23 protein-coding genes are annotated in these 25,291 nt (G+C 69.5%); 12 read left to right on the top strand and 11 right to left on the bottom strand.

The window, feature by feature from the left end; all coding sequences use genetic code 11:
* Nucleotides 1-18 precede the first annotated feature (18 nt).
* The 9 genes from WKR98_RS26725 to WKR98_RS26685 all read left to right on the top strand — a co-directional run bounded on the left by WKR98_RS26725 (nucleotide 19) and on the right by WKR98_RS26685 (nucleotide 8,605).
* Entirely contained in the window at nucleotides 19-786 is a 768-nt protein-coding gene (locus tag WKR98_RS26725) for an enoyl-CoA hydratase/isomerase family protein (RefSeq protein WP_124688585.1), read from the top strand.
* A complete protein-coding gene (locus tag WKR98_RS26720) occupies nucleotides 779-2,422 on the top strand; it encodes an AMP-binding protein (RefSeq protein WP_341435129.1) in 1,644 nt (547 codons plus the stop codon). Before WKR98_RS26725 ends, WKR98_RS26720 begins: the two co-directional genes overlap by 8 nt.
* A gap of 4 nt (nucleotides 2,423-2,426) precedes the next feature.
* A complete protein-coding gene (locus tag WKR98_RS26715; protein WP_341435128.1) occupies nucleotides 2,427-3,365 on the top strand; it encodes a hydroxymethylglutaryl-CoA lyase in 939 nt (312 codons plus the stop codon).
* Nucleotides 3,358-3,822 (top strand): PaaI family thioesterase, encoded by a 465-nt coding sequence (locus WKR98_RS26710; protein WP_341435127.1) that lies wholly within the window; start codon nucleotides 3,358-3,360, stop codon nucleotides 3,820-3,822. Before WKR98_RS26715 ends, WKR98_RS26710 begins: the two co-directional genes overlap by 8 nt.
* A gap of 35 nt (nucleotides 3,823-3,857) precedes the next feature.
* Nucleotides 3,858-4,334 carry a MarR family winged helix-turn-helix transcriptional regulator gene (locus WKR98_RS26705; protein WP_341435126.1) on the top strand — a complete coding sequence of 159 codons (477 nt, stop codon included), beginning with the start codon at nucleotides 3,858-3,860 and terminating at the stop codon, nucleotides 4,332-4,334.
* 182 nt (nucleotides 4,335-4,516) lie between these two features.
* On the top strand, nucleotides 4,517-5,248 hold the full coding sequence (locus WKR98_RS26700; protein WP_341435125.1) for an enoyl-CoA hydratase/isomerase family protein: 732 nt from the start codon (nucleotides 4,517-4,519) through the stop codon (nucleotides 5,246-5,248).
* The gene (locus tag WKR98_RS26695; protein ID WP_341435124.1) at nucleotides 5,245-6,444 is read left to right on the top strand and encodes a CaiB/BaiF CoA transferase family protein; all 1,200 of its coding nucleotides are present in this window, start codon (nucleotides 5,245-5,247) and stop codon (nucleotides 6,442-6,444) included. The genes WKR98_RS26700 and WKR98_RS26695 overlap by 4 nt, the downstream gene beginning before the upstream one ends.
* A 77-nt stretch (nucleotides 6,445-6,521) precedes the next feature.
* Nucleotides 6,522-7,487, top strand: coding sequence for a Bug family tripartite tricarboxylate transporter substrate binding protein (locus WKR98_RS26690; RefSeq protein WP_341435123.1), 966 nt, complete (start codon nucleotides 6,522-6,524; stop codon nucleotides 7,485-7,487).
* A 2-nt stretch (nucleotides 7,488-7,489) separates the two neighbouring features.
* Nucleotides 7,490-8,605, top strand: a complete 1,116-nt coding sequence (locus WKR98_RS26685) for a mandelate racemase/muconate lactonizing enzyme family protein (RefSeq protein ID WP_341435122.1) — start codon at nucleotides 7,490-7,492, stop codon at nucleotides 8,603-8,605.
* 1 nt (nucleotide 8,606) lies between these two features.
* Here the strand turns inward: WKR98_RS26685 and WKR98_RS26680 are convergent, their stop codons facing one another.
* The 4 genes from WKR98_RS26680 to WKR98_RS26665 form a co-directional block, all read right to left on the bottom strand.
* Nucleotides 8,607-9,560: an NAD(P)H-dependent flavin oxidoreductase gene (locus WKR98_RS26680; protein ID WP_341435121.1), complete on the bottom strand. Its 954-nt coding sequence runs from the start codon at nucleotides 9,558-9,560 to the stop codon at nucleotides 8,607-8,609.
* A 37-nt stretch (nucleotides 9,561-9,597) separates the two neighbouring features.
* Complete coding sequence (locus WKR98_RS26675) at nucleotides 9,598-10,329, bottom strand: enoyl-CoA hydratase/isomerase family protein (protein WP_341435120.1); 732 nt, start codon at nucleotides 10,327-10,329, stop codon at nucleotides 9,598-9,600.
* Nucleotides 10,330-10,442: 113 nt separating this feature from the next.
* Nucleotides 10,443-11,312 carry an alpha/beta hydrolase gene (locus tag WKR98_RS26670; RefSeq protein WP_341435119.1) on the bottom strand — a complete coding sequence of 290 codons (870 nt, stop codon included), beginning with the start codon at nucleotides 11,310-11,312 and terminating at the stop codon, nucleotides 10,443-10,445.
* Between the two features lie 76 nt (nucleotides 11,313-11,388).
* Entirely contained in the window at nucleotides 11,389-11,790 is a 402-nt protein-coding gene (locus tag WKR98_RS26665) for a YchJ family protein (protein ID WP_341435118.1), read from the bottom strand.
* 17 nt (nucleotides 11,791-11,807) lie between these two features.
* On the opposite strand from WKR98_RS26665, the gene yaaA reads away from it, so the two are divergent.
* Nucleotides 11,808-12,581, top strand: a complete 774-nt coding sequence (yaaA, locus tag WKR98_RS26660) for a peroxide stress protein YaaA (RefSeq protein WP_124688598.1) — start codon at nucleotides 11,808-11,810, stop codon at nucleotides 12,579-12,581.
* Here the strand turns inward: yaaA and WKR98_RS26655 are convergent.
* A complete protein-coding gene (locus WKR98_RS26655; protein ID WP_341435117.1) occupies nucleotides 12,524-14,788 on the bottom strand; it encodes a heavy metal translocating P-type ATPase in 2,265 nt (754 codons plus the stop codon). The genes yaaA and WKR98_RS26655 overlap by 58 nt on opposite strands.
* A gap of 111 nt (nucleotides 14,789-14,899) precedes the next feature.
* Here WKR98_RS26655 and cadR point away from each other — a divergent pair, with 111 nt between their 5' ends.
* Entirely contained in the window at nucleotides 14,900-15,352 is a 453-nt protein-coding gene (gene cadR, locus WKR98_RS26650) for a Cd(II)/Pb(II)-responsive transcriptional regulator (protein ID WP_124688600.1), read from the top strand.
* A gap of 15 nt (nucleotides 15,353-15,367) precedes the next feature.
* Here cadR and WKR98_RS26645 read toward each other — a convergent pair whose 3' ends face one another.
* From WKR98_RS26645 to WKR98_RS26635, 3 genes are all read right to left on the bottom strand, one after another.
* Complete coding sequence (locus tag WKR98_RS26645; protein ID WP_341435116.1) at nucleotides 15,368-17,587, bottom strand: FUSC family protein; 2,220 nt, start codon at nucleotides 17,585-17,587, stop codon at nucleotides 15,368-15,370.
* 73 nt (nucleotides 17,588-17,660) lie between these two features.
* Nucleotides 17,661-19,256, bottom strand: a complete 1,596-nt coding sequence (locus WKR98_RS26640; RefSeq protein WP_124688602.1) for a glucan biosynthesis protein — start codon at nucleotides 19,254-19,256, stop codon at nucleotides 17,661-17,663.
* A gap of 156 nt (nucleotides 19,257-19,412) precedes the next feature.
* Nucleotides 19,413-20,642: an MFS transporter gene (locus tag WKR98_RS26635; RefSeq protein WP_341435115.1), complete on the bottom strand. Its 1,230-nt coding sequence runs from the start codon at nucleotides 20,640-20,642 to the stop codon at nucleotides 19,413-19,415.
* A gap of 224 nt (nucleotides 20,643-20,866) precedes the next feature.
* On the opposite strand from WKR98_RS26635, the gene WKR98_RS26630 reads away from it, so the two are divergent.
* Entirely contained in the window at nucleotides 20,867-21,415 is a 549-nt protein-coding gene (locus WKR98_RS26630; protein ID WP_124688604.1) for a Dps family protein, read from the top strand.
* An 18-nt stretch (nucleotides 21,416-21,433) separates the two neighbouring features.
* On the opposite strand, the gene WKR98_RS26625 is transcribed toward WKR98_RS26630, so the two are convergent.
* The 3 genes from WKR98_RS26625 to WKR98_RS26615 form a co-directional block, all read right to left on the bottom strand.
* Entirely contained in the window at nucleotides 21,434-23,002 is a 1,569-nt protein-coding gene (locus tag WKR98_RS26625) for a phospholipase D family protein (RefSeq protein WP_341435143.1), read from the bottom strand.
* Nucleotides 23,003-23,092: 90 nt separating this feature from the next.
* Nucleotides 23,093-24,175 carry an NADH:flavin oxidoreductase/NADH oxidase gene (locus WKR98_RS26620; RefSeq protein WP_341435114.1) on the bottom strand — a complete coding sequence of 361 codons (1,083 nt, stop codon included), beginning with the start codon at nucleotides 24,173-24,175 and terminating at the stop codon, nucleotides 23,093-23,095.
* 23 nt (nucleotides 24,176-24,198) lie between these two features.
* Entirely contained in the window at nucleotides 24,199-25,164 is a 966-nt protein-coding gene (locus tag WKR98_RS26615) for a tripartite tricarboxylate transporter substrate binding protein (RefSeq protein WP_341435113.1), read from the bottom strand.
* Nucleotides 25,165-25,291: the final 127 nt, after the last annotated feature.

Here is a 25,291-nt window from a genome sequence, read left to right as displayed (position 1 = left end):
AGACATCCAGGGGTTCGCATGAGCAGTGCATATTCCACCATCCGCGTCGAGGTCGAAAACCACGTCGCCACGCTGACACTGAACCGGCCCGAGAGCCGCAACGCGCTGAATACGGCCATGTGCGGCGAGCTGATCGCCGCGACCGAGGCGCTTGCCGCCGACGAGGCCGTGCACGTGGTCGTGATCCGGGGAGAAGGGCCGGTGTTCTGCGCCGGCGCCGACCTGAAGGAGCGCAAGGACATGTCCACCGCCGAGCTGACCGCGCGCCGCGTCAAGGGCTTCACCGCCTACGCCGCCCTCGAGCGCCTGCCGCAGGCGGTCATCGCCGTGGTGCATGGCGCGGCCTTCGGCTCGGGCTGCGAGATCGCCGGCGCCAGCGACTTCATCCTGGCCTCCACCGAGGCGAAGTTCCGCTACCCGGAGGTCGGCTGGGGCACCATAGGCGCCACCCAGCGGCTGCCGCGCATGGTGGGCACGCGCATGGCCAAGGAGCTGCTGTTCACCGGCCGCACCGTGGAGGCGCAGGAAGCCAAGGCCATCGGTCTGGTGAACCACGTGTACGAGCCGGCGGAACTGGAGGCGCGTGCCATGGAAATGGCCCGCCACATCGCCGCCGCCGCGCCGCTGACGGTCAGGCTGACCAAGCGTTGCGTGGACCAGGGCGTGGAGACCACGCGCGAGGGCGCGATGGCCGTGGAGCTGCTGGCCATCGAGGAGAACCTGCGCCACAGCGACTGGAAGCGCGCGATCTCGGGCTTCGGTGCGGGAGCGCAGAAAAATGCTTGACCGGCCCACCACGCTCTATCGCACGCTGGAACACACCGCCCGCGAGTACGGCTCGCGCGAGGCTTTCGTCTGCCAGGCCGACCGCCTGACCTGGGAAGAAGTGCTGGCCGGCACCCGCCGCATCGCCGCCGCGCTGCACGCCAGCGGCGTGCGCAAGGGCGACCACGTCGGGATCATGCTGGGCAATGGCGCCACCTGGCTGCAGACCTTCTTCGCCTGCGCGACCCTGGGCGCGGTGACCGTACCGGTCAATACCCGCTTCAAGACCGACGAACTGCAGTTCTGCCTGAAGCAGGCGGACGTGAAGCTGCTGGTGTTCGCCGACGCGTTCCTGGGCATCGATTTCGTCCAGTTGCTGACCGCGGTCGAGCCGGCGCTGAATGCCGGCCTGCCCGGCCAGGCGCTGCCCGAGCTGCGCCGAGCCGTCATGGTGGGCGACGGCCCCTGCCCGGCGGGCGCCGAGCGCTACGCGGATTTCCTGGCCCGGGGCCAGCAGGTGGCGCCCGATACCGTCGAGGCGGTGGCCGCCGGAATCACGCCCGACGATCTGCTGCTGATGCAGTTCACCTCGGGCACCACGTCGTTCCCCAAGGGCGTGATGCTGACTCACGCCAACATGCTGACCAACGCGTGGGCCGCCGGCCAGCGCATAGGCGTGCGCCACGACGACCGCTATTTCAGCATCCGGCCGTTCTTCCACGTCTCGGGCACGACGCTGTCCGTGCTGGTCAGCCTGGTGGCCGGCTGCTGTCTGCTGACGCTGCCCAAGTTCGACGTGGCCGAGACGCTGCGCGTGATGGACGAGGAAAAGTGCACGCTGACCTCGGGCAACGACACCATCTTCCTGATGATGATGGGCCATCCCGATTTCGATCCCAAGAAGCTGCACCTGCGCGGCGGCTGGGCGGCGGCGGGACCCGAGGTCATGCAGCAGATCCGCGACGTGATGGGCGTGGACCATGTCTGCAACGCGTACGGGCAATCCGAGGCTTCGCCCAACGTGATCATGTCGTCGCGGGATGACCCCTTCGAACTGCGCGCCCATGGCTGGGGCCTGCCGCATCCCGGCACCGAGGTGCGCATCGTCGACCAGGACAGCGGCGAGGTCCTGCCTCCGGGCGGCCAGGGCGAGATCCAGGTGCGGGGCTGGCACGTGATGCGCGGCTACTACAAGATGCCCGAGGCGACCGCCAAGGCGCTGACGCCCGAAGGCTGGCTGCGCACGGGCGACCTGGGCGAGATGTCGCCGGAGGGCCGGCTGCGCATGGTCGGCCGGCTCAAGGACATGTATCGGGTCGGCGGCGAGAACGTCGCGCCGGCCGAGGTCGAGGAGACGCTGCACGCGCATCCCGCGGTGCAGATGGCCCAGGTGATCGGCGTGCCCGACGCGCGCCTGGGCGAGGTGACGGCGGCCTTCGTGCTGCTCAAGGAAGGCAAACAGGCCGAGCGCCAGGAACTGATCGACTGGTGCAAGGCGCGCTGCGCGAACTTCAAGGTGCCGCGCTACCTCGAGATCGTGGATACGTTCGACAATATCGGCATGACGGGCAGTTCCAAGGTCCAGAAGAACAAGCTCAAGGCGCATGCCATCGAGCTGTTCGGCCTGGCGAACGTCCATGGCGCGAAGGGAGGCTAGACCGATGAGCGACGTTACGCTTTGCGAATGCTTTGCCCGGGATGGCCTGCAGCACGAGGAAACCTTCATCCCGACGGCCACCAAGGTGGCCTTGATCGACCGCTTCGCCCGCATCGGCTTCCAGCGCGTCGAGGCGACCTCGTATTCGAATCCCAAGGTCGTGCCCCAGTTCGGCGATGCCAGCGAGCTGCTGCGCACGCTGCCCCGCCGCGACGGGGTCTGGTACAAGGCCACCTGCGCCAACGTGCGTGCGGTGGAGCGCGCGGTGGCCGACCTGGACGCCGGCTTCGGCGCCAACGAGATCAGCCTGCTGGTGTCGGCCAGCGAATCGCATTCGATGAAGAATTTGCGGCGCAGCCGCGCCGACCAGTGGCAGAACGTGGCCGACATGGTCGCGGCATCGCAGGGGCGTTTCCGCATGATCGGCACGGTGTCGGTCGCCTGGGGCTGTCCCTTCGAGGGCCGGGTGTCGGCGGACAGCGTGCTGGAGGACGTCAGGCGCTTCGCGCAATTGGGCGTCATGCACGTGGCGCTGGGCGACACGACCGGCATGGCCTCGCCGCAGACCGTCAAGCAGTTGATGTCGGCGGTGCACGCCGAACTGCCGGACGTGGCGACGGTGGCGCACTTCCACGATACGCGGGGCACCGGCCTGGTCAACTACGTGGCGGCGCTGGAGGCGGGCTGCCGCTATTTCGACTGCGCGTTCGGCGGCGTGGGCGGGCATCCGGCCAAGGTCAAGTACGGCGGCGGACACACCGGCAACGTCTCGACCGAGGACCTGGTGAACCTGTTCGAATCCATGGGCGTATCCACCGGCATCGACCTGGCGGGGTTGATGGAAACCGCGGCGATGTGCGAGGAAGCCCTGGGCCGCACGCTGCACAGCCGCGTCGCCCAGAGCGGGCTGAATCCCCTGCTGGGGGTGGCCGCGCATGGATAGTCCCGAGTCCTGCGCGGTGCTGGAGCCCGAGGCGGTCATTCCCACCGGCCCCCTGGCGGGTTCGGCCCTGGCGCCATTCGCCGCGTGGCTGGGCATTGCCGTGCGCGAGGCCGACCTGGGCCGTTCGATGCTCGTCATGACCGCCAGCGCGCGGCTGGCGAACCGGCGCGGGGTCATCCATGGCGGGGCCATCGCCACGCTGATGGATTCGAGCATGGCCATTGCCACGCGCACGATCGAATCCGGCCTGGAGACCTCCGGCACGGTGGACCTGAACATCCATTTCATCGCGCCGGGCCGGGGCGACCTGACGGCCCGCGCCGAGGTCAAGCATGCCGGCGGGTCCATCGCCTTCTGCCAGTGCGAAGTGCGGGACGAGGCGGGTACGCTGGTCGCCACGGCCATGAGCAGCTTCAAGCTGAGGCGGCCCAAGCCGTCCCCGGCCGGGCCCGAGTGAGGTAAATTCCTGCGTTCACCTATCGAGAAAGACGTATGACAAGACCCGTTCCCGCGAATCTCAAGGAATTGTTTTCCTACCGCCTGAACCGCCTGGCCTTCGTCTCCAGCCGCATCGCCGCACGGGTGAACGAGAGCCAGTACGAACTGGGCTCGCGCGACTGGCGCATCGTCGGGTTGCTGGGCGCGTTCGCCCCGCTGTCGCTCAATGCGCTGGCGCACGAGGCCAACATCGACAAGAGCCAGGCCAGCCGCAGCGTGGCCGAGCTGATCGAGCGCGGCCTGGTCAAGCGGGGCGCCGACGAATCGGACGGACGGGGTGTGCGGCTCGACCTGACCCCGCAGGGCCGGGCGCTGTACCGCAAGGTGTTTCCCAAGGCGGTCGATCGCAACGAGAAGATGCTGTCCGTGCTGACCGACGAAGAACGGGAAGTGCTCGAGCGGGCGATCGACAAGCTGACCGAGCATACGATCGGGTTGCTGGAAGAATTAAAGCTCCCCCGTACGCGCTGACGCGCGCCCCCCAGGGGGCGGGCGGCGGGGGACCGGCGGAGCCGGATCCCCCGTGCCCTGGTCTGGGGCGATTTTCTCAGGGGGTGGCAGCGGGGCTGTGGGGGCGTTTTCCGTCCATATAGTTGAATTTATCAATTAAGTAGTATATAAAATCAACTATATTGGAAACCACGAGCATGAGCATGTCCGAACTCCTGATTGAGACCCGAGGGGCCGTCCGTATCCTGACGATGAACCGGCCGGAGAAGCACAATGCGTTGAACACCGCGCTGACACAGGCGCTGGTGGATGCGCTGTGGCAGGCCGAGCGGGATGCCGAGGTCAATGCGGTGGTGCTGACGGGGGCGGGCAAGTCGTTCTGTGCCGGCGCAGACACGTCGGAGTTCAGCGCGCTGGTGCCCGAGGATCCCCAGGCCGTCAATGCGCGCGCCGACCTGACCACCGGGCTGCACCTGGCCTTCTCGCGCATGTCCAAGCCCGTCGTGGCCGCGGTGCGGGGCAATGCGCTGGGCGGGGGCGCCGGGCTGGCCATCGCCTGCGACCTGGCCGTCATGGCCGAGAACGTCCGCTTCGGCTATCCCGAACTCAAGCACGGCATCGTCGCGGCCGTGGTGATGTCCAACCTGGTCCGCCAGCTGGGCCGCAAGCATGCGTTCGAGCTGCTGGCCATGGGCGAGCCCATCAACGGTCCGCGCGCGCTGGCGCTGGGCCTGGCCAACCGGGTCGAACCCGACGACCGGGTGCTGGAAGCCGCGCTGGAAGTCGCCGCCAAGCTGGCGAGCTGGAGCCCCATCGCGATGGGCACCACCAAGCGGCTGTTCCATCGCGTGGCCGAGCTGACGCTGGAGGAAGGCCTGGCCGCCGGACGCGATACCAACGTCATCATGCGGGGCTTCCGCAAGGCGGCGAAATGACGCGTCCGCTGGAGAACGTCACCATCCTGGACCTGTCGCGGGTCCTGGCGTGTCCCTTCGCCACGATGATCCTGGCCGAGCTGGGCGCGACGGTGATCAAGGTCGAACAGCCCGGCACCGGCGACGAGACGCGCAGTTTCGAACCCAAGGTCGAGGGCGAGGGCGGTACCGAATCGGCCTATTACATGGCCTTCAACCGCAGCAAGCAGTCCATTACCGTCAACCTGCGCAGCGCCGAAGGGCAGGATCTCATCCGCAAGCTCAGCGCCCAGGCCGACGTGGTGCTGGAGAATTTCCCGGTCGGTACGCTGCAGCGCTACGGGCTCGACTACGCCCGCCTGTCCCAGGACAACCCCGCGCTGGTCTACGTGTCGTGCACGGGCTTCGGCATGACCGGCCCCTACGCGCCCCGCAAGGGCTACGACACCGTGTTCCAGGCCATGGGCGGCATCATGAGCCTGACGGGCGAGCGGGGCGGGGGCCCTGTCAAGCCAGGGCTCCCGGTGGCCGACCTGACCTCGGGCCTGTGGGTCGCGATCGCCATCCTGTCGGCCCTGATGGGGCGGCAGGCCACGGGCAAGGGCTGCCACGTGGACTTCTCCATGCTGGACGGCCAGGTCGGCCTGCTGTCGCTGGCCGCGGCGCGCTTCTTCGCGCTGGGCGAGGTGCCGCCCCGGCTGGGAACCGAGCATCCGGGCCGCGTGCCGTCGGCGGCGTTCCGTTGCCGCGACGACAAGTGGGTGCAGGTCACGGGCAGCGACCAGCACTGGAAGCCGCTGTGCGATCTGCTCGGCCTGCACGAGTGGGCCGAGGATCCGACCCTGATGCGCAACATCGACCGGGTCAACCGCCGCGAGGAGGTGATGGCCGGCTTGTCGGCCGCCGTCGCGCGCTTGGACCGCGACGAATTCTGCCGGCTGTGCGACGAGGCCAAGGTGCCGGCCGGCCCGATCCTGAGCGTGGACGAGGTGCTGAGCAATGAGCACGTGCTGGCGCGCGGCATGGTGCGCGAGTTCGCGCATCCCCAGCTCGGTTCGTTCAAGGCGCTGCCGGTGCCGTTCAAGTTCGACGGCTTCGACGACCCCAGCCTGGGGCGGCCGCCGCTGCTGGGCGAGCACACCGACCAGGTGCTGGCGGACAGGCTGGGCCTGGGCAAGGAGGACATCCAGGCGCTGCGCGAAAGAAAGGTCATCTAAGGCCGTGCCGGCGACAGCCGGATCTCGCCTCTCCCGGCGGTACGAGGCCGGAGGAGGCCTAAAACCAGGAGACTCACATGAAGCAGTTCAAGCAATCGTTGTTGGCGGCGGCGCTTGTGCTGGCCGCCTCGGGGGCGCAGGCCCAGTCCTATCCGACCAAGCCCATCGTGCTGGTCAATCCCTATGCGGCGGGCGGTCCGGCCGACCTCGTGGCGCGCAGCCTGGCCAAGGAGCTGGGCACCGAGCTGGGGCAGCAGGTGGTGGTCGAGAACAAGGCGGGCGGGGGCGCGACCATAGGCGCGGCCTACGTGGCGCGGGCGGAGGCGGACGGCTATACGCTGCTGTTCGGCACCGCGGCGGCCCACATCGTCACGCCGCTGATCCAGCCCACGCCCTACGATGGCATCAAGGATTTCACTTTCATCGCGCTAGCGGCCAACCAGCCCAACCTGCTGGTGGTGAACCCCTCGGTCAAGGCCAATACCGCGAAGGAGCTGATCGAGCTCGCGCGCAGCAATCCCGGCAAGCTGAACTACGGTTCGTCCGGCACCGGCACCTCGCCCCACCTGGGCGGGGAACTGATCAAGCAGCAGGCCAAGATCGACATGGCGCACATCCCCTACGGCGGCGCGGCGCCCGCGATTACCGACCTGGTGGCCGGGCGCCTGCAGGTGGGCGTGATGAACCTGTCGGGCGAACTGCCCTTCGTGAAGGCCGGCAAGCTGCGCGCCCTGGCCTATGCGTCCAAGACCCGCTCGCCGCTGCTGCCCGACGTGCCCACCTTCGCCGAGGCGGGCCTGGGCGGCGCGGAGTCCGCGTCGTGGTATACGGTGGCGGCGCCCAAGGGCACGCCCGCGGCGGTGGTGAACAAGCTCAACGCCGCGCTGAACGCGGTCGCGAGGAAGGCGGAGTACCGCAAGCTGATGGAGGCCCAGGGCACCGAACTGGCCACGCTCTCGCCCGAGGAAACCACGCGTTTCGTCGTCGATGACGCCCAGCGCACCAAGGACCTCATCAAGTCGGCCAACCTCAAGCTCGAATGACCATGACCGCCAACACCCCGCGCACTCCGGCCTCCACGATAGACCGCGTGGACATCATCGCCTGCTCGCAGCGCCAGGACGATCCCAGCTGGCGCTTCGCGCGCGGCACCATCACCCACGTGGACGGCTGGATCGTGGCGCTGACCGCGCGCAACGGCCTGGTGGGGTACGGACACGTGTTGGGCACGCCCATCTTCAAGCCCGACACGGCCCGCATCGAGCCCGTCCTGGAAGCGCTCCGGCGCGAGGCACAGGGGCAGGACGCGTTCGCGCTGGAAACCCTGCACCGCCGGCTGGAAGCGGTGGCCGGGGCGGAGGTCTGCGCGCTGTCGGGCTTCGTCTGCGCGGTCTACGACCTGCAGGCCCGGATGCTGGGCATTCCCCTGCACGTGCTGCTGGGCGGCAAGGTGCGCGATACCGTCGAGGCCTCGCGCATCGTCTCGATCAAGTCGCCCGAGGACATGGCCGAACAGGCCGCCAAGCTGGCGCGGCAGGGCTATCGCTATCTCAAGCTGAAGCTGAGCGGCGAATCGGAGCTCGACCTCGCCCGCGTGCGCACCGTGCGCGAACGGCTGGGCGAGGCCGTCACGCTGACCGTGGATGCCAACCAGGCCTACCAGGCCGACGAGGCGATCCGTGTGTGCGAGGCGCTGCGGCCGATGGGCGTGGTGATGATGGAGCAGCCGGTGCCGGCGGCGGACATCGAAGGATTGTGCCGGGTGCACGCCGCGGGCGCGCTGCCGATCGAAGCGGACGAGGCCATCGCCGGGCTGCCGGGACTGGTGCGCCTGATCGGCATGGGCGCCGCCGATTCCTACAACCTCAAGGTGCATTACCTGGGCGGGATACGCAACACGCTGATCGCGGTGCGCCTGTGCGAGGCGGCGGGCGTGGGCTACCGGTTCGGCGCCATCTTCGGGCCGCGCCTGCTGGCGGCCCAGGGGGTGCACGTGGCCAGCGTTGCCGGCAGCATCCACGCCGGCGCCGAACTGGCCGAGTTCGATCACCTGCTGGACGACCCGTTCGTCGGCCTGGAGGTCGAGTCGGGCGAGCTGGCGGTGCCCGAGGGCCTGGGGTCGGGCGTGGACTACCAGCCCGCCAGCATCGGGCAGGCCTGAATCAGCGGATGCAGGAGGCGGCGCCGGCCAGGGCCGCTTCCGCGTCGCGCGCCAGCCGTTCGACCAGTTCGCCGGCAGGCTCCAGTTTGTCGATCAGGCCGGCGCTTTGCCCGGCCTCCACCTTGCCCAGCGCCACATCGCCGTCCTTGGCGGCTTGCCGCAGCGAGCTGCGGGCGAACAGGGCGTCCAGTTCCGCATCGTCGGCGCCGCGGTTGGCCGCCGCTTCGTACTCGGCCGAAAACGCGTTCTTGACCATGCGGATGGGCGAACGGCCACGGCCGACGATGGCGGTGTCGCCGATGCCCGTGTTCAGCACCAGGTCCTTGTAGGCGGCGTGCAGGCCCGATTCGGGGGTCAGCAGGAAACGCGTGCCCAGCTGCGCGCCGCTCGCGCCCAGCGCCAGCATCGCCGCAATGCCCGCGCCGTCGGCGATGCCGCCGGCGCCGATCACCGGTACCGTCACGGCGTTGACCGTCGCGCGCACCAGCACCAGCGTGCCGACCTCGTCCGGGCCGGGATGGCCGCCGGCTTCGCCGCCCACCGCGATCACGGCGTCCACGCCGGCGTCCTCGGCCTTGCGGGCGTGCAGCGGGTTGGCGGTGACCTGTATCCACGTCACGCCGGCTTCCTTGAAGCGACCGATATGGGCCTTGGGCCCCCCCTGCGAGGCGATGATTACCGGCACTTCGGTTTCCAGCACGATGTCCAGGAATTCCGCCGAGCGCTTGTTGTACAGCGGCACATTGACCGCGAAAGGCTGGCGCGTGCCGGCGCGCACGCGGGCGATGGCCGCGCGCAGGTCATCGGGATACATGGGACCGGCGGCGATCACGCCCAGGCCGCCGGCCTCGGAAACGGCCAGGGCCAGTTCCGCGTTGGACGAGGCCCAGCTCATGCCCCCCTGGACGATGGGATGGCGGATGCCGAGGAGGGAGGTCAGTCGGGTAGCAAGCATGATGAAGAGGACCGTGTTGGAGGATTCGTGGGGACGTTCAGCCGGCGGAGGCGCGGATCCGGTCGTTGACGTCGCGCGCGGCGCGCACCGCGTCTTCCAGCGACAGCTCGTAGGCCTGCTGGAACGCGCGCTTGGAGGCCACGAGACCGGCCGGCGCGAACTGGGCCAGGCGCTCGGCCAGCGCGAGCGCGGCGGGCAGCAGTTCCGCCTCGGGCACGACGCGGTTGATCATGCCCAGCGCGTAGGCGCGTTCGGCGTCGATGGGGTCGCCGGTGGCCACCAGTTCGAAGGCCGCCTTGGGGCCTACCTGCCGGATCAGGTTGGGAATCAGCATGCCGGCCGAGATGCCGTGCTTGACCTCGGGATAGCCGAAGCGGGCGGCGGGCGCGGCCAGGACCAGGTCGCTGCCCAGCGCCAGGCCGGCGCCCGCGCCTATGGCCGGACCGTTGACGGCGGCGATGACGGGCGTGCCCAGGCGCGCCACGATGGTATTGATGTCGACCAGCAGGTCGCTGCGCCGGCTGGCCAGTTCCGGCTGCTCGCGCGCCAGGCGGCGGGCTTCTTCCAGGTCGGCGCCGGCGCAGAAACAGCTGCCCCGGGCGGCGATGACCACGCATCGCGTGTCGGGATCGGCATCGGCGCCATTGAAGGCGTCGACCAGGCCTTGCAGCATAGCCAGGCCGAGCGCGTTGCGCTTGGGATGGCGGTTCAGCGTCAGCAGCAGGACATGGCCGTGTCGCTCGGCCAGCAGTTCGTTTTCCTCGACCACGGTGGCGTTTCCTTGAAATATAGTTGAGAAAGTAAACTATGTAGTTAATTTCGTCAACTTTATGGCGGGATGCCAACTCTGGCCGGGACGGGGCGCCAGACCGCCCCGGGGGGCTACAGGCCCAGCAGCTCGCAGGCCGCCGCGAACAATGCCTGTCCCGGGTCGGCCAGCCGGTCGCAGATGTCCAGATGGTGGCAGTCGGGCACTTCCAGCGTGCGCTTGACGTTGCGCGGCCAGCAGGCGGCGATCAGCCGGTTCTGGCGGCGGAATTCGTCCGTTTCCGATGCGCCGACCGCGGCGATCAGCGGTGTGCGGCGCTCGGGCACGAAATAGGCGGGCGACAGCGCGTCCACGCGCGCCGGCGTGAGTTCGAGATTGGCAAGGAATGGCGCCTTGGCGACCGGTTCGAGATCGTACAGACCGCTTAGCGCCAGTCCGCCGCTGACCAGGTCGGGCGGCAGGCCGGCGGACCAGGCCTGCCAGCGCGCGGCCAGCATCATCGCGGTCAGCTGGCCGCCGGCGGAGTGTCCGCTGGTCACGATGCGGCGGGCATCAAAACCCAGTTCGGCGGCATGGCGGTACAGCCAGGCGTGGGCGCGCAGCATCTGCCGCACGATTTCCTCGATGGGCGTGGCGGGCGCCAGTCCGTAGTCCACGATGGCCACGGCGGCGCCGCGCGCCACGTAGGCGGGCGCGATCCAGGAAAAGTCGGACTTGTTCAGCGCGCGCCAGTAGCCGCCGTGGATGAAGACCAGCAGCGGCGCGCCCGGCTTGCGGGGCGGGAAGTAGTCCAGGGTTTCGGCCGGCGCGTCGCCGTAGGGCAGTCCCAGCTGCGCGCCTTGCGTGCGCCGGGCCAGCGCGCCGTCGGCGGCCCAGCGGGCGGTATAGGTGGGATGGTCGGGGATGCGGGCGAGGTTGTTGTACTCGCGTTCGCAGAAGTCGGACGTGAAGGCCGGATGGTCGTGCAGGGGATGGACGGGCATGGCGTGTCAGTCGGGTCGGGGCCGCGTGGGCCGGAAGCGGCGCTTTGGGGCGCCGCCCGCCAGTTTAACCACTCCGTCAGGGGAAGGTCCCGTCCAGGTAGTACCAGCGGCCGTTCTCGCGCACGAAGCGGCTGTTCTCGTGCATCCGCTGCGCGCGCCCCGCCAGCCTGCTGCGGGCCACGAATTCCACCGTGGCATGGTCGGCGTCGGACTGCGCCGAGGCCCGCACCTCCAGCCCCAGCCACTTCAGGCCGGGCGGGTCGGGTTCCAGGGCGGCCGGCCGGGTGGAGGGATGCCACGTTGCCAGGACATAGTCGTGCCGGCCCAGCACGTAGGCGCTGTAGCGTGATCGCATCAGCGCCGGCGCGTCGGGCGCCTGCAAGTGGCCGGGCCCCTGGTGCCACCGGCCGCAGCATTGCGCATAGGGGCGCGGCAGCCCGCAGGGACACAATTGGTCTACATTAACGCCTGACTTCATTTGCTCCGGTATCCGCCATGCTGTTTCTTCTTTCTCCCGCCAAGAAACTGGATTACGACACGCCCGCGCACGTCGAGACGTCCACCCAGCCCTTGTTCGTGGATCGCGCCAAGAAGCTCATCTCGGTGCTGAAAACCAAGTCCGCCGACGACGTCGCGGGCCTCATGAGCCTGAGCCCGGCGCTGGCCGAACTGAACGTGGCCCGCTACGCCAGGTGGACGCCGAAGTTTACGGCGGAAAACGCCAAGCAGGCGGTGCTGGCCTTCAACGGCGACGTCTACGAGGGGCTGGATGCCGGCAGCCTGACGGGCCGGCAACTGGACTGGGCGCAGGAACACGTGGTCATCCTGAGCGGCCTGTACGGCGCCCTGCGGCCGCTGGACCTGATGCAGCCGTACCGGCTGGAGATGGGAACGCGGCTGGCGACCCCCAAGGGCAAGAACCTGTACGAATACTGGGGCAGCGAGCTGTCCGACTACCTGAACCAGCGCCAGGAGGCCGACAGGCATCCGGTCGTGGTGAACCTGGCTTCCGAGGAATACTTCAAGGCGGTCGACCGCAAGGCGCTGAAGGCCCGCGTGATCCAGTGCGTGTTCGAGGACTGGAAGGGCGGGGCCTACAAGGTGATCAGCTTCCACGCCAAGCGTGCGCGGGGCCTGATGGCCCGCCACGCCATCGAGAAGCGCATCGCCAAGCCCGAGGGCCTGCAGGGCTTCGATGCCGAAGGCTACGGCTACGACGCCTCGGCATCCAGCCCCGACCGGCTGGTGTTCCGCCGCAAGGCGGCCTGATCGGGGCGCGGCTGGCGCAGCAGCCGCAGCCCGTTGAACACCACCAGCAGGCTGGCGCCGGCGTCGGCGAACACCGCCATCCACAGGGTGGCCTCGCCGGCGAAGGTCAGCACGAAGAACACCAGCTTGATGGCCAGCGCGAACACGATGTTCTGCCACAGCACCCGCGAGGTCCCTTGCGACAGCCGGATGAACTCGGGCAGCTTGCGCAGGTCGTCCTGCATCAGCGCGACGTCGGCCGTCTCGATCGCGGTATCCGTGCCCGCCGCGCCCATCGCGAAGCCGATGTCGGCGCGGGCCAGCGCCGGGGCGTCGTTGACGCCGTCTCCCACCATGCCCACGGGCGCAGTCTGGCCCAGCGCCTCCACGGCGGCCAGCTTGTCGTCGGGCAGCAGGTTGCCCCGCGCATCCTCGATACCCAGTTCGGCGGCCACCGCGCGCACCGTGGCGGCGTTGTCGCCGGACAGGATCACCGGCTCCACGCCCAGCCGGCGCAGATCGGCCACGGCGGTCCGGCTCGAATCCCGGATCGTGTCGGCCACCGCCAGGATGGCCACGGCCACGTTGTCCTCGCACAGGATGACGGCCGTCTTGCCCTGGCGCTCCAGCGTCTCCAGCCCGGTTTCCAGCGCGTCGTCCGCCGCGCCCAGCTCGCGCGCCAGGCGCAGGCTGCCCAGCGCATAGGTTCTGCCCTCGATCCGGCCCGTGACGCCGCGTCCGGCCAGCGAGGCGAAATCCTCGACAGGCAGGGCGGCGCCGTCGTGGGCCGACACGATGGCATGCGCCACCGGGTGGGACGACAGCGCGTCCAGGCTGGCGGCCAGTTGCAGCGCGCGGGGTCTGGGCAGGGGCGAAGCGCCCAGCGGGACCACGTCGGTCAGGGTGGGCTTGCCGTGGGTGAGCGTACCCGTCTTGTCGAGGGCCAGGCGGCGCAGGCGGCGGCCCTGTTCCAGGTACAGGCCGCCCTTGATCAGGATGCCGCGCCGCGCGGCCGAGGCCAGGCCGCTGACGATGGTGACCGGCGTCGAGATGACCAGCGCGCACGGGCAGGCGATGACGAGCAGGACCAGCGCGCGGTAGACCGAGTCGAACCACGACATGCCCAGGACCAGCGGTCCGGCCAGCGCGACGACGATCGCCACCCCGAACACGGCGGGCGTGTAGACCTGGGCGAAGCGGTCGATGAAACGCTGCGTGGGCGCGCGCTTGCCCTGGGCGTCCTGCACGGTCTGCGCGATGCGGTCCAGCATGGTGTGTCCCGCGGTGGCCGTGACGCGGTATTCGAGCACGCCCTGCTGGTTGACGGTGCCGGCATACAGCGCGTCGCCTTCCTGCTTGGCCACCGGCATGCTTTCCCCGGTGATGGGGGCCTGGTCCACGCTGGACGCGCCGCCCACCACGATGCCGTCCAGCACGATGCGCTCGCCCGGCCGCACGCGCACCACGGCGTCCACGCCGATCAGCCGCGCGGGCAGTTCCTGCCACGAGCCATCGCCCTGGCGGACGAGGCCGCGTTCGGGCGCCAGGGCCGTCAGGCTGCGTATGGCATTGCGGGCGCGCGTCAGGCTGAGCGCCTCGATCATCTCGGCCACGCCGAACAGCCAGATCACCATGGCGGCCTCGGGCCATTGCCCGATCAGGGCCGCGCCGATCACCGCCACGGTCATCAGCAGGTTGATGTTGAGGGTGAAATGGCGCAGCGCCAGCCACCCCTTGCGCAGCGTGCCGAGGCCGCCCAGCAGGATGGCCGCCAGTGCCAGCACCGCCACAGGCAGCGAGGTATCGGCGCCGGTGGCGTAGGCCAGCACCTCCGAACCGATCGCGAAGGCGCCGGCCAGGCCCATGCGGACCCACGGCTGGCGCGGCGCGGCCTCGGCCGGCTGGTCTTCGGGCGCGGCGGACGCGTCGATCGGCACTGGCGACATGTTCAGGCCGGCGATGGCCGCCATGATGGGCTGCGTGTCGTCCAGCACGTGGCCGACTTTCAGCGTGCGGCCGATCAGGTCGAACGACAGCGTGCGCACGCCCTCCATGGACTCGAGCGCCTTGCGCAGCAGCCGTTCCTCGGTCGGGCAGTCCATCTGTTCGATCTTGAACAGGGACGTGCGCAGTCCTTCGTCCGTGGCCGGCGAGGCGTCGCGGGGGCGGGTGGTTTCAGGCGCGGCCTCGGGGCCGTCGCAGTGGCAGTGTTTGCAGGAATCGGACATCCGTCGGCTCCATAGGCGTTACGGATCCATTTGAAACCCTGTAGCGGGTATAGAGTCAAGCGGGGACATAGGCGTATCCTAGAACGAGGAAACAGCCCCGCGGGGAATGCTATGAAGATAGGCGAACTGTCCACGCGCACCGGCACGCCGGTCGAAACGATTCGTTACTACGAACGCGAGGGCCTGCTGCCGCCGCCGGCCCGCACGGCCGCGAACTACCGCATCTACGGAGAGCCGCACGTCGAGCGGCTGCTGCTGGTGCGCAACTGCCGCGCGCTGGACATGACGCTGGACGAGATCCGGCGGCTGCTGCGGTTCTGCGACGATCCGGCGGACAACTGCGGCGAGATCAACGCGTTGCTGGACGAACACATCGGCCACGTCGCCACCCGCATCGCCGAACTGAAGGCTTTGGAAAAGACGCTGAAGGCCTTGCGCGGCCAATGTTCCGACGAACGGGCCGCGCGCGACTGCGGCATCCTGCAGGGGTTGGCGGCGGGACCGGAGCCGGCGCGCCGCGACGCCGAGCACAAGCACGGGCTGCTGGGGCCGACCCACGGTTGAGGCGGTCCAGCCAGGCTAATGCACCTGGGGGACCGTGGCGCGTATCAGCAGCGCGGTCTTGGCCATCTGCTTGACCTGGTAGGCCAGTTGCTGCAAGACCAGCACGCGCTCGGCGTCGGCCGGCGCCGTCCCCGCCTGGGCGGCCGCCACGGCGCCGTCCATGTCCCGGGTCAACTGCCTGAGCCGCTCGTCCTCGTCCGGCTGGACCGGCTTGCCGGCATTGGCGTCGCGCAGCAGGCGGTCCACCGTTTCGAACGTCTCGGTCATGGGCGGCGGCAGCGCGGGCAGGGCGGCGATCAGCGGCGCCGCCGCGCCCACCTGCGCGGCCAGGTCGTGCAACTGGATGACCAGGCTGTTCAACTGCGCCGGCGAACGCTGCTTGGACTTGGGCTCGAGCATCATCCGGTAGAACGAGTTGGTGAAGTTGCCGAAGGCGATGTGCACGTTCTTGCGCGCCAGGCGGTAGTCGACGTTTTCCTGGTGCATCTCGACGTTGTCGAGCGAGGTGCCGACCAGTCCCAGGCTGGCCGTCAGGTAATGGCGGTTGGCCTCGACCGCGCGCCGCAGCAGCGGCCGCAGCATCCGGTATTCCCAATAGGGAAAGACGTAGCTGCAGGCCAGCGCGATGGCCGAGCCGACCAGCGTGTCGATGGCCCGTTCGCCCACCACCATGAGCGAGCCCGGCGCCAGGAAGTGGAAGCTCAGCAGCACGAAGGCGGTATTGAAGGCCGAACTGCCGACGTAGTACAGCAGCACCAGGCTGTTGGCCATGACGACCGCCACGAACATCGCCGCCAGCAGCACGAACTTGTTGTGCACGAAGAACAGCAGGGCCAGGACCAGCGCGCAGCCGATCAGCGTGCCGGCCAGGCGCTGCAGGTTGCGCTGCTTGGACAGGGCGAAGCCCGGTTTCATGATGACGAGTATGGTCAGCACCACCCAGTAGCCGTGGATGGCGTGGTGGGGCATCAGCCACTCGCTGGAAATGGTCATGCCTATCGCCGCCGCCAGGGTGACCCGCAGTGCGTGCCGGAAATACGGCGAGCTCCATCTGAGGTTGCTGCTCAGGCGGCCCAGCTTGAAGTCCTGGCGGGACAGGAAGCGCTGCAGCGAGGCGTCGACCTGGAGCGAACTGGGTTCGTCCAGGTGGGCGACGTCGGTATGGCGGTGCAGCCGGTCGACGATGTAGGCGGCGTTGCGGGCGCGGCGGAAGGTCGAGATCAGCGCGGCGTAGGCTTCCGGCTCGGCCTCGGGGAAGCCGCGCTGCTTGAGCAGTTCGATCTCGTATTCGATGGCGCGCACTTCGGCCTTGACGGTGATCCGGCTCTTGCTGGGCATGCCTTGCGTCACGGCCAGGCCCACGGCCTCGGTGTCCTGCGAGAGTTTGTGCAGCAGGTCGCGGAAGAAGACCAGCAGGTCGGAGTCCTTGAACATCCGGCGCAGCAGCAGGTAGTCGGTATGGACCGCGACCATGGTCTCGTGCAGGTCGACGATGTCGATGAACAGGTTGAACAGCATGGTGCGGTACTGGTCGCGTTTGCGGTCGGAACGGCGCGGCAACTCGCGCAGCACCACGTCGCGCGCGGCTTCCTGCTGTTCGGCCACGGCCGCCTGGCGGGCGATCAGTTGCCGGTAGTTGTCCTCGATGTCGATGTCCGGATCGTAGAAGCGGGCCTTGGCTTCCAGGTATTCGGCCGAGGCGAAGATGCAGACGGCGATCGCCTGCTGCGCCTGCCGATACCAGAGCAGGCGGTTGACCGCCAGGCTGAACGCCGTGTACCACAGGCCGCCGACCAGGACCGCGGCGGTGTGCAGGGCCGCGGCGCGCGCGTCCAGGACGTCGTGCATGGTCAGCGTCATCAGCAGCAGGCAGCCGAAACCGATCAGCCCGCCCTTGCGGCCGTATACCGCCAGCAGCGAGAACCCGAAGCACTGCACGATGACGGCCACCCACAGCGCCAGCGGATACGGCGAGGCGAGCGCGGTGATGGCGGCCGCCAGCGTGCCCAGCAGGGCGCAGCCCAGCATCTCGTTGCGCCGGTGCCGGAAGGGGCCCGGCTGGTCGACGATGGCCACGCACATGGCGCCGAACGTGGCCGCCAGGCCCAGGGCCGCTTGATGGAACAGCCCCAGCAGCACCAGCGCCGGCATGAGCACGCCCAGCGCCTGCCGGATGCCCATGTAGAAGTACTGGCTGTAGATGAATTTCTTGATGTTCTTGGTGGAGTAATCCATCGAAGCGGATTCCGGGCGGTGTTCTGCGAGTCTATTGGAAAACCCGGCGGCCGGGGGAGGCCCCCCGGCGCGGTCAGGCGCCGCCGCCCGGCGGATGGTATTGGTACAGCCACGTCTCCGACAGCGTCTTCTCGCCGCTCTTCAGGTACAGGCGCATCTCCACGGGATCGGCGCCGTCCACGGTCAGGTCGAACTGCGCGCGCCAGTGGCCGGGGACGTCGTCGGGCACCGCCTCGACATACACATAGGAGAAGCTGCCGCGCGAGGCCCACAGCACGGCTTCCGGCGTGACGCCGTAGGGCAGGCCGGCCAGCGGGCCGCCCAGGAATTCCACCATGAACTTGCGCACCCCCTGGGGCCGCGGCTGGCCCGGCTGCCCGCCGTTGCCCAGGCGGGTGGCCACGCAGCGGGCCGCGGCCGGCGGATAGGGCTCGCGGTCGGTCCAGTGCAGGCGGTACTTCAACCGGTGCTCGCTGCCCTTCGTTGCCGGGGCGGCGGGCACCCACATCGCGACGATGTTGTCGTGGATCTCGTCGTCGGTGGGTATCTCCACCAGGTGGACGGCGCCCGGGCCCCAGTCGCCCAGCGGTTCGACCCACAGCGACGGGCGGCGTTCGTAGTGGACGCCGTCCAGGTAGTGGTCGAAGTTCCGGTCCCTCTGGAGCAGGCCGAAGCCGCGCGGGTTGTCGTCGCCGAACGCCGAGGCCATGATGCGCGGCGGATTGTTCAGGGGCCGCCAGATGTACTCGCCGCCGCGCGTCCACATCGCCAGTCCGTCCGAATCGTGCACTTCGGGCCGCCAGTCGACGGCGGCGGGCTTGGCGGCTTCCGAGAACCAGTACATGGAGGTCAGCGGGGCGATCCCCAGGCGTTCGATGTCCCGGCGCAGGAACAGGGCCGCCTCGATGTCCATCAGCACGGCCTTGCCGCGCGTCATGTCGAAGCGGAAGGCGCCCGTGATGCCGGGGCCGTCCAGCCGGGCGTAGACCGTGACGGTGTCGCTGCCGGCCGCCGGCGGCACGAAGTAGATGTGCGTGAAGGCGGGGAATTCCTCGGCGTGGTCGGGCACGGCGATGTCGATCGCGATGCCGCGCGCCGACAGGCCGTATTGATAGAGTTCTCCGATCGCGCGGAAGTACGAGGCGCTCAGGAAGGCCACCCAGTCGTTCGTGCGCCAGTCCGGCGCGGGCGGTTCGGCCACGCGGCTTTCCTGGAAGCGGAAGCCGGCGAAGCCGATGCCGGGCGGCAGCGCATGGGCGGGGCTGTCGGCCGGCATGTCGAAATAGCTTTCGTCGTACAGGATCTCGCGCGCCTGGCCGCCGTTGCCGTCCAGGACGTACATGCGTACCGGCGTGGGCGAGAAGCGGCCCAGATGGAAGAAGGTGACCGGGAATCGGCCGGGACCATCGGCGAACAGGGCATGGTCCGGCTTGAAGCGGATTTCTCCCACGGCGGCGTAGTCCAGGCGTTCCAGGATGGGCCAGTTCGGCATGGGGGTGGCCTGGAACGGGCGCGTGGCGGCCTCGCGCGCTTCGCGCACCAGGCGGTCGAACGAGAAGGGCGTGCGCGCGCCCAGCTTGAGCGGCGCCGCCGCGCCGGCCGGCGCGTAGCCCAGCGCGGCCAGGGCCAGGGCGCTCGTGGTGGCGAGAAAGGTACGTCGGTCGGTCATGGAGGGAGAGCCATCCGGTTTCATCGGCGTGCCCATTTTTTCATCACGCCGGGTAAGTCGTTGGTGAAAAAAGGTTTTTTTGTGTAGTCCCAAGGCTGTCCCCAAAGTTGTCCACACCGGGGGTGGGTAACTTGGAGAGGGCGGACCGGGTATCCGTCAGGAGCGGATGGGCAGCAGCCGGCGGGACAGGACGACGAAACCCGCCGACGCGGCGATGGCGGTAAGAAGCAGCGTCATCGCCGCGGTCATGGGGCCGGCGTGATCGGTGATGAAGCCCAGCAGCATGGGCCACGCGTTGCCGATGTAGCCCGCGATGTAGAACAGCGAGACCATCAGGCCGCGCCGCTGGGGCGGCGCGATCTGGTTGACGATGCCGGCGGCGCCGATGAATGCCGCGCCGAACCCCAGGCCGGTGATCAGCACCGCCACGCCCATCAGCCAGGCCTGGGTGGCCAGCAGCGAGGCGATGGCACAGGCCAGGCCGCTGGCGAAGACCACGTTGCCGTAGCGGAAGGCGGACGTGCTGGACGTCCGCTGGCTGAGGAACTGCGCCGTGCCGGCGCAGGCCGCCAGCAGCGAGCTGGCGTAGCCGCTGAGCGCGTAGTCGTGGATGCCCAGCAGTTTTTCGCCCAGCGATGGCCCCATCGCCATCAGCGACGAACCGACGCCCCAGACGATGGACAGCGTGATGCAGCAGAGCAGCATCAGCTGGGTGACGCGCCGGGCCGGCAGTGCGCGGGCGGACGCATGCACGGCCTGCGGCGAATGCGGGGCCGGGGCGGGCGCGGCGGCACGGCGCAGCGGCAGGCGCCACAATCCCTGGCCGACGGCGAGGACGATCAAGATGATGATCAGGAAGGGCAGGACGGTGGGATAGAACCCGGCCTGCAACGCCACGCCGCTCAGGATCGGCCCCAGGATGGAGCCCAGCGTGAAGGCCGCCGTGCCGAACAGCGCGGCGCGCTGCTTGTGCTGCGGCGGCTCGAGGTCGAGCAGCGCGGCGTTGGCCGCGCCGGTCAGCGTGCCGGTGCCCAGCCCCGCCAGCAGGCGGCCCGCCAGCATCATGCCCAGGTTGTGGGCGAGGGCCAGCAGGATCGCGCCGGTGGCCACCATGGCCAGTGCGGGCAGCAGCAGCCGGCGGCGGTCCGCGACCCGGTCCGCCAGGCGGCCGCCGACGAGCAGCGCGCTCAGCACGCCGACCACATAGGCGAAGAAGATGGCCGTGGTGGTGAACGAGGGCAGGTGCAGTTGCGCCTGGTAGAGGGGATAGAGCGGCGTGGGGACGCTGCTGCCCATGACGCCGGTCATGAGCGAGATCGTCACCAGCGCGCGGGCTTTCCAGAGCGGGCGCGTCGAGGCCGGAAGCGAAGGGGAATCGGAGTTCAAGCGGCAGGGCTCGGGAAGAGGCGGCCGGCGGTGGAGTCCTCGCCGCGGGCCGGAATACGAGAGCGCACTAGTCTACACCCATTCATGGATGGGCTACGGGTTTACCATTAGATTGACCGTCGGTTGATCTGGCGGTCCACGCCTTCCATAATCGGACGGCGGGTACGGCCACCGCAAGCCTGCGCCTGCGCGCCGCCCGCCTCACCTCTCCTTTGGAGCATGCCATGAAGCGAATGGACACCGAACGTCAAGGCAAGTTGAAGAAGCGCCGCGCGGCCCCGCTGGCCACCCCCACCGACCTCGGCGCGGAGGCGACACGGGAACTCAGCGGCGTGCTCAACGGGATCCTGGCCGACGTTTTCGCCTTGTACCTGAAGACCAAGAATTTCCACTGGCACATGAGCGGTCCGCATTTCCGCGACTACCACGTGCTGCTGGACGAGCAGGGAGTCGAGATCTTCGCCATGACCGACGTCATCGCCGAGCGCGTGCGCAAGATAGGCGGACCCACCATCAAGTCCATCGGCCATATCGCCAGGCTGCAGCGCATCCTGGACAACGACGCGGACTACGTCCAGCCGCTGGACATGCTGGCCGAACTGCGCGAGGACAACAAGACCCTGGCCAGCCACCTGCGCGAGGCCCACGACATCTGCGACACCCATCGCGACATCGCCACCGCCAGCCTGATCGAGAACTGGATAGACGAGACCGAGCGGCGCACGTGGTTCCTGTTCGAGGCCAGCCGCAATTCCGACGGCACCGGGCATTGACGGCCGGCCCGGCCCGCGTCACAGCAGGGGTTCTATGGGCAGCCACGACATCAGCCGGATCGCCAGCCGCTTGAGCAGGCTGGTGCCGGGTTCGGTGTCGTGCCGGATGGTGCGGCCGTCCCGGCGCTCCAGCCAGTACAGGTTGCCCCCGGGAGCCAGGCGGACCTCGTAGGCGCTGTCGGGGACGGTGGTGTCGAACGCTTCCGAGATGCCGCGGGCCAGTTCGGGGCTGTCGATGACGAAGCCCAGCTCCGTGTTCAGGTTGGCCGAGCGCGGATCGAAATTGAAGGATCCGATGAAGGCCCGGGTGCGGTCCACGCCGAAGGTCTTGGCGTGCAGGCTGGAGCCCGAGCTGCCGAACAGCGGCTTGCCTTCGGGCTTGCCGCTGTGGTGCGAGGCGCTGCGCATTTCGTACAGGCGCACGCCTGCTTCCAGCAGATCCTTGCGCCGCCGGGCATAGCCCGAATGCACGACGGGGACGTCGGTGGCTTCGAGGGCATTGGTCAGTACCCGCAGCTTCACGCCCTGCCGCGCCATGGCCGCGAATGCGGCGGTTCCCTGGGCGCCTGGCACGAAGTAGGGCGACACCAGGTCCAGTTCCTTTTCCGGCGTGCCGATGATGGCGGCCAGTTGGTGGGCCAGCAGCCCTTCGGGCCCGGCCTGGCCTTGCGCCTTGGCTGGATCGTCGCTGACCATGCGCGCGGGGGCCCAGGTCAGCGGCAGCGTGCCCGCCAGCAGGTCGCGCACGAAGGGCTGCTCGCGCATGGCCCCGACATAGGCGGCCGCGGACGGATTGGCTTCGATCGAGGCGGAGTCGGCGGCCAATTCGTCCAGCCTGGCGGCCGGGACGGCCGGCAGCAATTGGTCGACCGGGTAGGCCGAGACGCTGGCCCAGTAACGATCGAAGTCGGCCGAGACGTCGTTCACGATACCGCCCACGGCCAGCACGTCGAGATCGGCGAACAGCACGCCGTCGGTGGCCCCGAAATATTCGTCGCCGATGTTGCGGCCGCCCACGATGGTCGCCTGATTGTCGGCCGTGAACGACTTGTTGTGCATGCGCCGGTTCAGGCGCGAGAACTCGAACAGGTAGCCCACCATCTTGGGACGCCGGATGGCGAACGGGTTGAACAGCCGGACCTCGATGTTGGGGTGGGCGTCCAGCGCGGCCAGGGTCTCGTCCAGGCCGGCGATGCCGTTGTCGTCCAGCAGCAGCCGCACCCGTACACCACGGTCGGCCGCGGCGTGCAGCGCCTCCAGCATCATGGTGCCCGTCATGTCGCCGCGCCAGATGTAGTACTGGATGTCCAGCGTGCGTTCGGCCGCATGGGCCAGCAGCATGCGCGCGGCGAAGGCGTCGCGGGCGTCGGCCAGCGGGTGGAAGCCGGTCCTGCCCGGATGAGCGTCGGCCTGCGGCCCGATCACGCGGCCGAGCGCGGTCTGGCGCGAGGCGTCCGGGTCCAGGGCCGACGACACGGAGCGGTCGGCCAGCGGCGGCAGCGAGCAGCCGGCCAGCCAGGCCACGGCCAGCGACGAGGCCGCCAGCTTCGCGGCCCGCGTGCCGAGTCCGAGCGTGGTGCGCGGCATGCCGCCGCCGGGGTTCGAGATCCGTCTGTCCATGCCGCATTGTTGGGCAAGACGGGGCGCAACTCAAATCGCGCCGGCGGCGCGGGCGCGCTAGCCGCGCATGCGGGTTACTGCGCGCTGGTACTGCACCGGCCAGTCCGGCGCGGCGGCCTCGAGTTCGGTGGCGGCGCGCAGCGGCCAATAAGGATCGCGCAGCAGCGCGCGTGCCAGCAGGATCAGGTCGGCGTCGCCGCGTTGCAGGATGGCCTCGGCCTGACGGGCCTCGGTGATGCCGCCCACCGCCGCCGTGGCGATGCCCGCGTCCCGCCGTATCGCGGCAGCCAGGGGGACCTGGAAGCCGGGTTCGCCGCTGCCCTGCGAGCCGGGCCGGATGGAGCCGCTGGAGCAATCGACCAGGTCCACGCCCAGCGCCTTGAGCCGCTGCGAGAGAGCGATGGACTGGGGCAGGTCCCAGCCGCCGTCCAGCCAGTCGGTGGCGGACAGCCGCACGAACAAGGGCAGCTCGGACGGCAGGCTGTCGCGGACCGCGGCGGCGACGCGCAAGGGCACGCGGATGCGGCCTTCGAAGTCGCCGCCGCAGGCGTCGCGCCGCAGGTTGGCCAGGGGCGAGAGGAACTGGTGCATGAGATAGCCGTGGCCCATGTGCAGTTCGATCACCCGCATACCGATCGCGGCGGCGCGGCGGGCGGCGTGGGCGAATGCCTCCACGACGCCGGCGATGTCGGCCTCGGACATCTCGCGCGGCAGCGGATAGCCGTCGGCGAAGGGCAGGGCGCTGGGCGCCATGACCGGCCAGCCGCCGCGTTCCGTCGGGATGCCGGCCTTGCCTTCCCAGGGGCGGCTGGTCGAGCCCTTGCGGCCCGCGTGCGCGAGCTGGATGCCCGGGACCGCGCCCTGCTCGGCGATGAAGCGCACGATGGGCGCCAGCGCCTGCGCCTGGGCCTCATTCCAGATGCCGAGGTCGCCCGGGCTGATGCGTCCGTCGGCCGTGACCGCGGCCGCCTCCAGCAGCACCAGGCCGGCGCCTCCCACCGCGCGGCTGCCCAGGTGCACCATGTGCCATGCGCTGGCCAGGCCGTCCACGCATGAATACTGGCACATGGGCGCGACGCCGATGCGGTTGGGCAGGGTGACGCCGCGCAGCGGCAGCGGGGAGAACAGGCGATGACTCATGGCGGGTGTGCTGATGCGGCCCTTCATTCGATGCTGACGTGCGCTTCTTGTACCACCTCGCGCCACTTGGCGGTTTCGCTTGCCATGTAGGCGCCGAAGTCGGCGGATTTGCCGCCGCGGGGCTGCAGGCCCATTTCGGCGAACCGGCGGCGTAGGCCTTCAGTGGCCAGGGCGCGGTTGACGGCGCCGTTGAGCGTGGCGACGACCGCCTCCGGCGTGCCGCGCGGCGCCACCATGCCGTACCACGGCGTGACGTCGTAGCCCGGCACGCCGGCCCGGGCCAGGGTGGGCACGCCGGGCAGCACGTCCACCGGCTCGGGGCTGGTCACGCCCAGCGCGCGCACCTGGCCGGACTGGATGCGCGGCAGGGCCGCGCCCACGCCGTCTATCATCACGGCCACGCGGCCGGGTATGAGGTCGTTGTACGCCGGTGCCGTTCCCTTGTAGGGCACGTGCGCCATTTTCACGCCCGCCTTGTACAGCAGGACCTCGGTCGCCAGGTGCGCGGAGCTGCCCGCGCCGGCCGAGGCATAGGCGATTTGCCCGGGCCGCGCCTTGGCGGCGGCCAGCAGTTCGCCCAGCGTCCGGTAGGGCAGTTGGGCGCTGGCCAGCAGCACGTGCGGCGCCACCGCGACCAGGGCCACGGGCGCGAGGTCGCGCAGGTTGTCGTAGGGCAGGTTCTTGTGCAGGCTGGCATTGACGGCCAGCACGCTGAACGGCGCCATCATCAGGGTGTAGCCGTCGGCCGGCGCTTTGGCCACCGCGTCGGCGCCGATGATGCCGCTGGCGCCGGCACGGTTTTCCACCACCACCGGCTGGCCGAGTTGGTGGGCCAGTTCCTCGGCCACCGCGCGGGTCATCAGGTCCAGCGTCGCGCCGGCCGCGAACGGCACGATGATACGCACGGCGCGTTCGGGGTAGGCGCTGGCGGCGGGCAGGGCCGCGGCCAGCAGCAGGCCGCCCAGCAGTGTTTGCGGCAACTTCGGCATGGTGGGTCTCCTCTGGGCCGCGGCTGAGCGCGGCGCGCCTCGTGGCGGGCGCGGTGGTGGTGGGGGGGCGCGAGGCGGCAGTATAGGCAGCGCCCCGGCGCGCGGACCAGCGGCGTCGGGAGAAAAC

The organism is Pigmentiphaga sp. YJ18 (assembly GCF_038066655.1).
In the GTDB taxonomy this organism is placed as follows: domain Bacteria; phylum Pseudomonadota; class Gammaproteobacteria; order Burkholderiales; family Burkholderiaceae_B; genus Pigmentiphaga.
This window is presented reverse-complemented; position numbering and strand designations above follow the sequence as displayed.

Coding starts and splice junctions, on each gene's coding strand:
- WKR98_RS26720 (WP_341435129.1), top strand. CDS start 779: ATGCTTGACCGGCCCACCACGCTCTATCGCACGCTGGAACACACCGCC.
- WKR98_RS26630 (WP_124688604.1), top strand. CDS start 20,867: ATGAAGCGAATGGACACCGAACGTCAAGGCAAGTTGAAGAAGCGCCGC.
- WKR98_RS26695 (WP_341435124.1), top strand. CDS start 5,245: ATGACGCGTCCGCTGGAGAACGTCACCATCCTGGACCTGTCGCGGGTC.
- WKR98_RS26625 (WP_341435143.1), bottom strand. CDS start 23,002: ATGCCGCGCACCACGCTCGGACTCGGCACGCGGGCCGCGAAGCTGGCG.
- WKR98_RS26655 (WP_341435117.1), bottom strand. CDS start 14,788: ATGTCCGATTCCTGCAAACACTGCCACTGCGACGGCCCCGAGGCCGCG.
- WKR98_RS26615 (WP_341435113.1), bottom strand. CDS start 25,164: ATGCCGAAGTTGCCGCAAACACTGCTGGGCGGCCTGCTGCTGGCCGCG.
- WKR98_RS26680 (WP_341435121.1), bottom strand. CDS start 9,560: ATGCTTGCTACCCGACTGACCTCCCTCCTCGGCATCCGCCATCCCATC.
- WKR98_RS26725 (WP_124688585.1), top strand. CDS start 19: ATGAGCAGTGCATATTCCACCATCCGCGTCGAGGTCGAAAACCACGTC.
- cadR (WP_124688600.1), top strand. CDS start 14,900: ATGAAGATAGGCGAACTGTCCACGCGCACCGGCACGCCGGTCGAAACG.
- WKR98_RS26715 (WP_341435128.1), top strand. CDS start 2,427: ATGAGCGACGTTACGCTTTGCGAATGCTTTGCCCGGGATGGCCTGCAG.
- WKR98_RS26700 (WP_341435125.1), top strand. CDS start 4,517: ATGTCCGAACTCCTGATTGAGACCCGAGGGGCCGTCCGTATCCTGACG.
- WKR98_RS26645 (WP_341435116.1), bottom strand. CDS start 17,587: ATGGATTACTCCACCAAGAACATCAAGAAATTCATCTACAGCCAGTAC.
- WKR98_RS26685 (WP_341435122.1), top strand. CDS start 7,490: ATGACCGCCAACACCCCGCGCACTCCGGCCTCCACGATAGACCGCGTG.
- WKR98_RS26640 (WP_124688602.1), bottom strand. CDS start 19,256: ATGACCGACCGACGTACCTTTCTCGCCACCACGAGCGCCCTGGCCCTG.
- WKR98_RS26670 (WP_341435119.1), bottom strand. CDS start 11,312: ATGCCCGTCCATCCCCTGCACGACCATCCGGCCTTCACGTCCGACTTC.
- WKR98_RS26710 (WP_341435127.1), top strand. CDS start 3,358: ATGGATAGTCCCGAGTCCTGCGCGGTGCTGGAGCCCGAGGCGGTCATT.
- WKR98_RS26620 (WP_341435114.1), bottom strand. CDS start 24,175: ATGAGTCATCGCCTGTTCTCCCCGCTGCCGCTGCGCGGCGTCACCCTG.
- WKR98_RS26690 (WP_341435123.1), top strand. CDS start 6,522: ATGAAGCAGTTCAAGCAATCGTTGTTGGCGGCGGCGCTTGTGCTGGCC.
- WKR98_RS26705 (WP_341435126.1), top strand. CDS start 3,858: ATGACAAGACCCGTTCCCGCGAATCTCAAGGAATTGTTTTCCTACCGC.
- WKR98_RS26665 (WP_341435118.1), bottom strand. CDS start 11,790: ATGAAGTCAGGCGTTAATGTAGACCAATTGTGTCCCTGCGGGCTGCCG.
- yaaA (WP_124688598.1), top strand. CDS start 11,808: ATGCTGTTTCTTCTTTCTCCCGCCAAGAAACTGGATTACGACACGCCC.